Raw genomic sequence first — 10,722 nt, 5'->3', positions numbered from 1 at the left:
AAGACTAGCTAACTCGGGGATTCTTTGTCTTTTTTTCTGCTTAGTAAATTTCTTAAACATTTGCAGCGTAGGTTAGTTGCAATTAAAAGCAGCTGAATTTCGCTTGTCAAGCGTTTAAAACATAAAAAACGCCAATATTTTAAAGCAGATAATAACCCCAGGGCTTCTTTTGCCTTTTTTTTATTTGGTAAATTTCTTAAATATTTATAGCTAAACGACAATCGTCATCCCGCTGCTTGTTAGCGGGATCTATGCTTTGAGATACCGCGAATAAATCGCGGTATGACGTAGAGCTCGCGTTAGCTATACTTTTATGCTTACCAACTCAGTATCCAATCAAAATCCTGGATTTCAGTGTCAAGCACTGAAATGACACCAAAAGGGCTACTGCTGTTTTGGATGGAAACCAGTGTCAGCTACTTGAATCTGCCACGCAAATCGCCTGCAAATTGCAATGTTCGTACAGCTGTGCGTCATGCGCTGGAATGGCATCAAGGGGTAACTTTTTATTTAAACAATGATTGTAAAATGATCATAATAAGAGATCTATTGAAATTTTAAAGTTATTAAATATTGACGCTATATACTTAAGTGTTAAAATAGAATGAAAAGTTTTTAGGAGTTTATATGGCAGCAGGTGGGAAAGCAAAGACAGCTAGTAAAAATAACCCTACTCAGCGTAAGAAAGCTGAGCAAAAAATGTATAAAGATAAACCGGTAAAACCTGTTAGATATATAGATCGTGATTCGCGCATGAATTATATGTCTGCTCAATATGACAACGGCAATCTGGTTGAAGATGAGGTAAGCGGCAATCCTATAAAGTGGGAAGCTGTATAATAATTGTGGTTAAAGTTACTATTAATTCTAAGGAATGTGAAGTAGAGCATGGGCTCACTATAATTCAAGCTTGTGAGGTTGTGGGCGTTGAAATTCCACGTTTTTGTTATCATGAGCGTTTAGCAATTGCTGGTAATTGCAGAATGTGTTTGGTTGAAGTGGAGGGTGGACCTCCAAAACCAGTAGCCTCTTGTGCAATGCCAGTTGCAGAAGGGATGGTTATTCACACTGATACCCCTAAGGTTAAAAAAGCACGTGAAGGTGTGCTTGAGTTTTTGCTAATTAACCACCCGCTTGATTGCCCAATTTGCGATCAAGGTGGTGAATGCGATTTGCAAGATATCACGATGGCTTATGGGAAAGGAACCAGCAGACTTGATGAGCATAAGAGGGCTGTGCCAAAAAAACACTTCGGACCACTGATTGAGACTGCGATGAATCGATGCATTCATTGCGCTCGGTGTGTTAGATTTTTGTCTGATGTTGCAGGTACAAATGAACTTGGAGGAATCGGAAGGGGAGAAAATGTAGAGATTAGCACTTACATAAAAAGGCATATTAGTTCTGAATTATCCGGAAATATCATAGATCTCTGCCCGGTAGGAGCTTTAACTTCAAAGCCTTACTCCTTTACAGCGCGTCCATGGGAGCTATCACATTGTGAGACTATAGATGTGCTAGATGCTGTGGGTAGCGCAATTAGAGTTGATTATCGTGGCCCGGAGGTTATGAGGATATTACCAAGGCTGAGCGAAGAGGTAAATGAAGAATGGATATCAGATAAAACCCGCTTTGCCTATGATGGACTAAAAGTTCAGCGTCTTGATCGACCTTATATAAAAAAAGATGGTAAATTAGCCCCAGTTGATTGGAATGAAGCATTAACTGTTGCTGCAAAGAAATTAAAGAATACAAAATCAAATAAAATAGCTGCAATTGCAGGTGATTTAGCAGATTGTGAGTCTATGCTTCTACTCAAAGAAGTGATGCAGAAGCTCGGCTCGGGGAATATAGACTGTAGGCAAGATGGTGCAAAACTTATACCAAATAATCGTGGATCGTATGTGTTCAATACCACTATTGAAGGTATAGAGAATGCGGATTTGTGTCTGCTTATAAATACAAACCCAAGGATAGAAGCACCGATCATTAACGTAAGATTGAGAAAGAGATATTTACAGGGCAACTTTCCTGTTGCAAGTGTTGGTCCTAACATTGAATATTTGTATCATGTTGAGAAATTGGGCGATAATCCTGATATTTTGAGTGAAATAGCAAATGGAAGTCATAAATTCTGTGAGCTGCTGGTAGCTGCTCAAAACCCTATGCTGATTATCGGTCAAGATGCATTAGTAAGAGATGATTCTGAATTAGTTCTAGTTCTGGCTGGCAAAATTGCAGAAAAATTTAACATGATCAGAGATGACTGGAATGGCTTTAATGTGCTGCATAAAGCTGCAGCAAGAGTTGGTGGGCTAGATATTGGGTTTGTTCCTAAAAAAGGCGAAAGGGATATTAATCAAATATTGGAACATGCAGAAAGTGGTGAAATAGAAGTGGTTTATCTTCTTGGTGCAGATGAAATTGACACATCAAAGTTAGAAAACACATTTGTAATTTATCAAGGTCATCACGGTGATAAGGGTGCACATGTGGCAGATGTTATCTTGCCTGGTGCTGCATATACAGAAAAATATGCAACTTATGTAAACACTGAAGGTCGAGTGCAAAGAACAAATTTAGCTGTATTTCCTCCAGGTGAAGCAAAGGAGGACTGGTTAATTATTAAAAATCTCTCGCAATATTTGGATCTCTCCTTACCATATGATAGTTTATTTGACGTGAGAAAAAAATTAGATACTATCGGTCCACAGTTTAGAAATGCTGATCAAGTGATAAAAAACACATGGGTGCCAATTAGCAATGGTAAAATAAATTTAAGTAATACACCTTTTACTTTAAAGGAGTGTAATTTTTATATGACGGATTCAATAAGTCGCGCTTCAGAAATAATGGCAGATTGTACTAAAGCTTTTTATGAACACGCTAGTTAATATTTTATTTATTTTAGTACCGCTACTACTTTCAGTTGCATATTTGACATACTTTGAGCGTAAGGTCCTTGCTGCAATTCAACTGAGGCACGGCCCAAGTGTAGTTGGACCTTTTGGGCTATTGCAGCCATTTGCAGATGCTATTAAGCTCCTGATTAAGGAGCCGATAATACCATTTAGAGCGAGCACCATACTGTTCATTATGGCTCCAATGCTTACCTTTATCTTGGCATTAATTGCCTGGGCAGTTATACCGTTTGGTGCTGAAGTAATTGTAGAAAATGGCCAGCAAGTAGTTATTCCTAAGGTTATAGCAAATATTAATGTTGGAGTGCTTTATGTGCTAGCTATATCGTCGCTGGGAGTATACGGCGTGATTATTGCAGGCTGGTCAAGCAATTCTAATTATGCATTTCTTGGCGCTATACGGTCGGCTGCTCAGATGATTTCGTATGAAGTTTCAATAGGCTTAATAGTTGCTACAGTCGTTATTACCACTGGAACATTAAATCTTGGAGAGATGGCGGTAGCGAAACACAATATGCCATTTTGGGTTGATTTACTACTAATGCCTATAGGAATAATATTTTTTATTTCTTTGCTTGCAGAAACCAATCGTCACCCATTTGATTTACCAGAAGCTGAAGCAGAGCTTGTCTCTGGATATAACGTTGAATATTCATCCATGCCTTTTGCCCTCTTTTTTCTTGGAGAATATGCAAATATGATTTTAGCAAGTGCTATGATGACAATATTCTTTCTGGGGGGATGGTATCCTCCGTTAGAACTTGGTTTGCTTTATAAAATTCCAGGTTTAATTTGGTTCGTTTTGAAGATAATTATACTTTTATTCGTATTTATTTGGATTAGAGCAACAATACCTCGTTATCGATATGATCAGCTAATGCGCCTTGGTTGGAAAGTATTTTTACCAATATCAGTGTTTTGGGTGATACTCATTTCAGGGGTGTTGCTCTTTACTGGGAATTTGCCTGGATCCAATGTTTAATTTCCCAAATACAAGATTAAGACGCAGGCGCTCGAGCAAATGGGTTCGCAATTTAACAAGTGAAAATAGTTTATCAGTAAATGATCTGGTTCTTCCTCTGTTTGTTCATGACAGAGAAGAAACAACTGAACCAATTTCTGGCTTACCAGGCGTAAAGTGTTATTCAATAGATGGATTAGTGTCTATAGTTAAGGAAGCTAAAGATTTAGGGATTAATGCTGTTGCAATTTTTCCTGTAGTTGATAGTAAACTAAAATCTGAAAACGCTGAGGAAGCATATAATTCTGACAACTTAATCTGCAGAGCAATTTGTGTTGTAAAATTAAAGGTACCTGAAATTGGTATTATTGCAGACGTTGCATTGGATCCATACACTATTCACGGCCATGACGGCATTTTAAAAGATAATCAGATGGATGTAGAAAACGATGAAACTATATCAGTGCTGTGTAAGCAAGCGTTTGCTTTAGCGAAAGCAGGATGTGATATAGTTGCTCCTTCTGATATGATGGATGGTAGAATAGGAAGAATCAGAAAATCATTAGATGATAACAACTTTCAAGACGTATTAATATTATCTTATGCAGTGAAATACTGCTCTAGCTTCTATGCTCCATTCAGGCAAGTCGTTGGTTCATGTGGGCTATCACATTCTATAGACAAAAGTGGTTATCAAATGGATTATAAAAATGCGCGCGAAGCAATGTGCGAAATTGAAATGGATATAAATGAAGGTGCAGACTTTATTATGATTAAACCAGGTATGCCATATTTAGATATTATCAAAACAGCAAGTGATAAGTTTAATTTTCCGATTTTTGCTTACCAAGTAAGCGGTGAGTACGCAATGATAAAAGCTGCTGCAAATAATAGCTGGCTAGATTATGACAAGGTGATTTATGAGTCTTTGATTGGTTTCAAACGTGCGGGTGCAAGTGCAATATTCACTTACGCTGCACTTGATATTGCAAAAAATTTAAGTGCATAAGCCCTATAAAATTATTAAAATTTTGGCGCACGTTCTTCTACTGTTGCTGCATATTACCTAAAATCTTTCAATACATGTTTTAAGTTGTTGATAAGTCCGTTACAATACAGTATTATAAGTAATATAAACCAAGTGTTACTTAGAACATGGGGATTTTTTTTAAATTTTTGGGAAAGATGCTAGGTAAGGTTTTTCCTGCCAAAACAGTAAGCTCTCTTTTAGGAATAGGATATTTACCAAGTTGGCAGAGCTATTGGTCTTCTTTTTTAATATTATTTATTGTCGATGTTATATTAATTCTTACATATGGAGGCGAATACTTACTATATAAAATGCCAGACTCAGGAATAGTTGTAGCTGCTGTTTTTACAAAATTGGCAATAGTTATGTTAGTAATGCAATTAATTGGAATATTTGTTTTTCATGCTCAAGACCCTTCAGCAAACAGTGGTGAAGAAATAGTAATACAAATAGCGTCAGGGCAAGTACTGACTGTAGCACTTTCAATGCCAGCAATAATGTCAATTTATTATGCTGTAAGTAAACTCTATGGGAATATATGTAAGCAGATGTTTCAATGCCCATTTTGGTTTAATGATTTTGTGCACTTTTTCTTTTTTCTTATGATACCTTACGTATTTTTTAATGTCGTAGAAGTGATAAAACCATGGCCAATAAGTTCAATACAACTCAGCTATAATAATGCAATGTCAATTACATTTGAGGGGATTTTTCACACATTTTATGCAGTGATTTTACTGTATTTAACAGCGTTTATATTCTGCGATTTAACCATGCATGATGCAATTGTCCTGAATAAAAGCATAATTCAGTATGTGAGAGAAAGTTCAGCAGTTTTAGGTGATTATTTACATAGTGCTGCAAAAAAGATAAATATTGAATAGTACTTATTTATTTATATATTTAGTATAAAAAGTGACAATTTGTGTGAACCTACAAAGTATAATAAAGGAGTTGCAAGATTTTTGGGCTGGTGAAGGCTGTGTCATACTTCACCCATACACATCTGAAATTGGTGCTGGTACATTACATCCTGCAACAATTATGTCTGCAATTGATACAAAACCAACAAGAATTGCATATTTACAACCAGTAATTAGGCCAGCAGATGGGCGCTATAGTGATAATCCTAATCGCTTGTATCAACATCACCAATATCAAGTTATAATAAAACCATCTGGTAATAATTTACAAGACGTCTATTTAGATAGCTTAAAAGTTCTTGGCATATCTACAGAAAAATATGATATTAAGTTTGTTGAAGATGATTGGGAAAATCCAAGTGTTGGTGCATCAGGACTTGGTTGGGAAGTTACATGCAATGGAATGGAAGTAACACAGCTTACTTACATGCAGCAAGTTGGAGGGATTGACTGCAAGATGATTCCTGGTGAGGTGGCATATGGGTTGGAACGTTTAGCAATGTGCATACAAGGTGTAGATAATGTTTACGATATAACTTGGAACGATAATGGTGTAACTTATGGAAATATTTTTAAACAAAGAGAATATGAATTTTCTTATCTAGCGTTAGATTATTATGATACTAAAGTGGTACAGCAGCAATTCGAAGATACGGAAAAATTGTGCAAGTTCCTTATTGAAAAGGAGCTACCAATGGCAGCTTATGACCAATGTATTAAAACTAGTCACCTACTTAATCTGCTTGATGCAAGAGGTGTGCTTGGTGTGAATGAACGTACAGCTTATATTGGTAGAGTTAGAGAGCTGACAAAAAAATGTTGTGAATTGTACATGAGTAAATAGCGTATGTCGTTGCAGTTGTTATTTGAGTGCCTTTCAGAAGAAATACCACCGAGAATGCAGAATTCAGCTACAGTTCAAGTTAAGAGCTGTATTGCCAATGTTTTTAACAAAAATAATGTAAAATTTACATCAATGGAGGTTTTTGTAACGGCACGTCGCATTACCCTATTTGTCGACAACATAAATGCTTTGGAGCTAAAGGATTCCAATAACGAAGTTAAGGGACCAAACATTAACGCACCAAAAAGTGCTATCGAAGGTTTTTTAAGAAAATATCAGAAAAATGAAGAAGATTTGCTCGTTCGAAAAGTAAATAATGAGGATTTTTACTTCATTAAAAGAGAAAGCTGCTCATTTAACATTCAAGAGTTTCTTAAAAATCAACTAGGAGAAATATTAAAAAATTTCTCTTGGCCAAAAAGTATGAGATGGGGCAAAGGAAAAGAAAGGTGGGTTAGGCCAATTAAAAACATTTTATGCATTTTAAATGATGAAATAATACCTGTATCTTTTGCGGGGATTACAGCATCTAACACAACATATGGCCATCGATTTCTCTCAAGTGGTACGGCGCTTACTGTTAAAACACCTAAAGACTATTTTGAATTGCTAGAAAAAAACAGTGTAATTCTCCAAATGGACAAAAGAAAGCAATTTATACTAGATCAGATTAATAAATTCACAAAAGAGCAGAATTTACAACTTGAGAAAAATGATTATCTACTGAATGAATTAACGGGGCTTATAGAGTTGCCAATCGTACTGTTTGGTGAAGTAAATCAAGAAAAGTCATTTGGATTACCGAAGGAAGTAATACTTAGTATAGTTAATACACAACAAAAATACCTTGCTTTAAGTAATGGAAAGAGAATTTCACACTTTGTCACTGTTGTCAACGTCAACAATGGTGAAGTTGTTAAAGGGCACGAAAGAATATTAGAAGCACGTCTTGCTGATGCCCAATTTTTAATATCTCAAGATAAAAAGGAAAATCTAGATTATTATGTCAAAAAATTAGGTTCGATGTTATTTCATGCTTTTCTTGGCAGCGTGGGGGAAAAGGTGAAACGTATTACGGCTCTGTCAAAGTATATAGCCATATTTATTCCACATGCCTCGCTGATAAAAGTTGAACGTGCTGCATATTTGGCAAAAGCTGATTTGGCAACATCGATAGTAAGAGAGTTTCCAGAATTACAAGGAGTAATGGGTGGATATTATGCTTCTTATTTTCAAGAAGATAGAGAAATAGTGGAAGCTATAACTGAACACTATAAGCCAATCGGGCCAGAGCAGGAGTGTCCTAAATCCCCTTCAGCAATTGCTGTGTCAATTGCAGACAAAGTGGATAGCTTAGTTGGTTTAATTGCAGCAGGTGAGAAAATCTCTGGTTCGTATGATCAGTTTGGTTTGCGGAGAATGACAATTGGTATCATTAGGACAATACTTGAAAATAATTTGCATATTCCAATTAGGCTATTGATAGATAAGTCAGTATCTTTATATTCAAGACTTCTATTTAATAAAAATACAACGTCAGCTGATAAGCCAAATAGAAAACAAATTTCAGAACTAGTATTTAAATTCTGCTTAGAAAGATTCAAGGTTATTTTAAAAAATAGAAATATAAGGCAAGATACTATAGGTTCAATACTGCATAAAATCGGTATTAATGATCTGCTGACAGCAGAAAAGCAAACTGTTATATTGGATCGTTATCTTAGTACGCCAGAAGGTGAACAGATTCTAAGCACTTACAAAAGAGTCAGTAACATGATGAGCAAAGTAAGAAAAAGTGATGGCACTACTTATAGTGCATCTTACGGTAAGAGGTTTTTGATTGAAAGTGAAGAAATTGCGCTATCAAATTGTGCTATAACTGCTTGTAAAAACATAAAACAAGCGATAAAAAATAACCACTTTAATGTAGCACTTGATGAACTTGCTGGTTTTGCTCCGTTTATCAATCAGTTTATGGACAGTGTAAAGATTAACTGTGATTCTGATAAGCTGAGAAGAAACAGATTATCTTTGCTTGAAAATGTAGTTTCCATCTTTCATTTAGTAGCAGATTTTAACCTCATACAGGTTAAGCAATGGATAAATGCTCAGGCAATATAAAGAACAAATCAAATCATCTCCACAGTCCTGTGGCGTGTATAAGATGGTTGGAGATAAGAATAAAGTTTTATATGTTGGAAAAGCAAAAAACTTGAAGTCGAGGTTATCCGACTACCTTCAATTCGAAAACCTTTCTGAACGAATTAGAGTTATGCTCTTACAGGTTATTAAGGTTGAAATATTCATCACTGAGAATGAAATCGAAGCACTGCTTCTTGAAGCACAGCTAATAAAATCATTGAAACCACTTTATAATATTGTGCTCAAGGATGGAAAATTTTATCCTTATATAACAATTTCCAAGCACGATTATCCAAGAATAGCAAAATATAGAGGCAAATTTAAGAAGAATGAGTTTCATTATTATGGTCCCTTTACATCTGCTGCTGCTGTTAAGCAAACTATATTGTCATTGCAAAAAGCTTTTCTCCTAAGAGTATGTTCAGATCAATACTTTTCCTCAACAAAAAGACCATGTATTGAATATCAAATTAAGCGCTGCTCAGCACCATGCGTAGATAAAATCACAAAAGACGACTACTGCCAATCAGTAAAACAGGCACGAAATACATTGCTTGGAAGAAATAAGGAAGTGAAAGAACAGTTACTTTTCACAATGAGAAAGTGCAGCAGTGAAGAAAACTATGAGCTTGCTGCTATATATAGAGATCGGGTAAAGTTTCTTGAGCAAATTCAAATACAGCACGCGGATTTTTCTTTTGAAAAAGATGCAGATTTCTTCAGTATTGTACGTGAAGAGGATCTAGCATGTATTAGTGTGTTATCGTTTAGAAATAAAGACAACTACGGCAGCACTCCTTACTTTGCTGAGAACTGTGGTGATCACTCAAATGATGAAATTTTATCCACCTTTTTGGTCAATTTTTGTAATTCAGCTAATATACCTCCAATACAAATTTACGTTCCAGATTCTATTGTGGATAAGGAAATTATAGAACAAGCACTATATAAGGTTGCTCAAAAGCCAGTAAAAGTTCTGCATGCAAAGAATAAAAAAGAGCGTGATTTATTGAAATTTGTTTATGATAACTCTCAGCATAGCTTAGAGCAGAAGCTTATCGATTATAGAAATAACCTAGAAAAGCTTGAGGAGCTTAGCAAAATCTTCTTGTTACCAAATATTCCAAAGCGTATTGAAGTTTATGACAATAGCCATATATTTGGAAATCAACAAATTGGTGCAATGGTTGTTGCAGGGCAGGAGGGTTTTTTAAAGAGTGAGTACAGAAAATTTACTATAAAGGAAAAATTTTCAGGCGATGACTATAAAATGATGAGGGAAGTGCTAACCAGACGTTTCTCCGGCAATATAAAAGGCATAATACCTGATTTTTTACTGATTGATGGTGGACCAGGACATGTTTCCATAGTACAGAATGTACTGGAAGTATTGAATATAAACGTTCCTTTTGCTTGTATGGCAAAAGGTCCTGATCGTAACGCAGGAAATGAAAGATTTTATATGCTGGGCAGGGAAGAATTCAGTCTGGCAAATGACAGCAAAGTCATGCTTTACTTACAATCGCTGCGTAATGAAGCCCACCGTTTTGCGATAACTTCACATAGAAAAAAACGCGATAAACAGTTTATAGTCTCACAATTAAGCAAAATACCCGGCATTGGCAACAAAAGAAAAAAAGCGTTGATGTCTTATTTTGGTTCAGTGAAAAATATAAGCAAAGCTTCTCTGGCTGAAATTCAAAACGTACCTGGAATTAGTAAAGGTTTAGCAGAAGTCGTTCTTAAATACGTGAATTATAAGAGAGGAGTACTGGAATGACACAAAACCCGTTTTATTATTAGGGAATTTATATCTTAGAACCTGTTAAGGATCTCGAAAATATGAGGTAAAATAAGCATAGTTAAGAAAGAGGTATATCTATGCAAAAAAGCTATCCAAG

At 35.7% G+C, this 10,722-nt stretch carries 8 protein-coding genes; all 8 read left to right on the top strand.

Annotated elements, in window-relative coordinates:
* The first annotated feature begins 627 nt into the window (after positions 1–627).
* The 8 genes from OZD63_RS00665 to uvrC all read left to right on the top strand — a co-directional run bounded on the left by OZD63_RS00665 (position 628) and on the right by uvrC (position 10,601).
* Positions 628–840 (top strand): hypothetical protein, encoded by a 213-nt coding sequence (locus OZD63_RS00665; protein ID WP_006279675.1) that lies wholly within the window; start codon positions 628–630, stop codon positions 838–840.
* 5 nt (positions 841–845) lie between these two features.
* Positions 846–2,894 (top strand): NADH-quinone oxidoreductase subunit NuoG, encoded by a 2,049-nt coding sequence (gene nuoG, locus OZD63_RS00660; RefSeq protein WP_274979519.1) that lies wholly within the window; start codon positions 846–848, stop codon positions 2,892–2,894.
* Positions 2,878–3,903: an NADH-quinone oxidoreductase subunit NuoH gene (gene nuoH / locus OZD63_RS00655; protein WP_274979518.1), complete on the top strand. Its 1,026-nt coding sequence runs from the start codon at positions 2,878–2,880 to the stop codon at positions 3,901–3,903. Before nuoG ends, nuoH begins: the two co-directional genes overlap by 17 nt.
* On the top strand, positions 3,896–4,891 hold the full coding sequence (gene hemB, locus OZD63_RS00650) for a porphobilinogen synthase (protein WP_275007822.1): 996 nt from the start codon (positions 3,896–3,898) through the stop codon (positions 4,889–4,891). Before nuoH ends, hemB begins: the two co-directional genes overlap by 8 nt.
* 146 nt (positions 4,892–5,037) lie before the next feature.
* A complete protein-coding gene (locus tag OZD63_RS00645) occupies positions 5,038–5,796 on the top strand; it encodes a phosphatidylglycerophosphatase (protein ID WP_274979516.1) in 759 nt (252 codons plus the stop codon).
* Positions 5,797–5,839: 43 nt separating this feature from the next.
* The gene (locus OZD63_RS00640; RefSeq protein ID WP_275007821.1) at positions 5,840–6,679 is read left to right on the top strand and encodes a glycine--tRNA ligase subunit alpha; all 840 of its coding nucleotides are present in this window, start codon (positions 5,840–5,842) and stop codon (positions 6,677–6,679) included.
* 3 nt (positions 6,680–6,682) lie between these two features.
* Positions 6,683–8,800: a glycine--tRNA ligase subunit beta gene (gene glyS / locus OZD63_RS00635; protein WP_275007819.1), complete on the top strand. Its 2,118-nt coding sequence runs from the start codon at positions 6,683–6,685 to the stop codon at positions 8,798–8,800.
* A complete protein-coding gene (gene uvrC, locus OZD63_RS00630; protein ID WP_274979514.1) occupies positions 8,784–10,601 on the top strand; it encodes an excinuclease ABC subunit UvrC in 1,818 nt (605 codons plus the stop codon). Before glyS ends, uvrC begins: the two co-directional genes overlap by 17 nt.
* The last annotated feature ends 121 nt before the right edge of the window (positions 10,602–10,722 follow it).

The sequence above is a fragment of the Wolbachia endosymbiont of Drosophila leontia genome, assembly GCF_028981785.1.
In the GTDB taxonomy this organism is placed as follows: domain Bacteria; phylum Pseudomonadota; class Alphaproteobacteria; order Rickettsiales; family Anaplasmataceae; genus Wolbachia; species Wolbachia pipientis.
This window is presented reverse-complemented; position numbering and strand designations above follow the sequence as displayed.

What these genes read in the sequence shown, in the direction of transcription:
- OZD63_RS00665 (WP_006279675.1), top strand. Translation starts at nt 628, where the DNA reads ATGGCAGCAGGTGGGAAAGCAAAGACAGCTAGTAAAAATAACCCTACT.
- nuoH (WP_274979518.1), top strand. Translation starts at nt 2,878, where the DNA reads ATGAACACGCTAGTTAATATTTTATTTATTTTAGTACCGCTACTACTT.
- hemB (WP_275007822.1), top strand. Translation starts at nt 3,896, where the DNA reads ATGTTTAATTTCCCAAATACAAGATTAAGACGCAGGCGCTCGAGCAAA.
- OZD63_RS00645 (WP_274979516.1), top strand. Translation starts at nt 5,038, where the DNA reads ATGGGGATTTTTTTTAAATTTTTGGGAAAGATGCTAGGTAAGGTTTTT.
- glyS (WP_275007819.1), top strand. Translation starts at nt 6,683, where the DNA reads ATGTCGTTGCAGTTGTTATTTGAGTGCCTTTCAGAAGAAATACCACCG.
- uvrC (WP_274979514.1), top strand. Translation starts at nt 8,784, where the DNA reads ATGCTCAGGCAATATAAAGAACAAATCAAATCATCTCCACAGTCCTGT.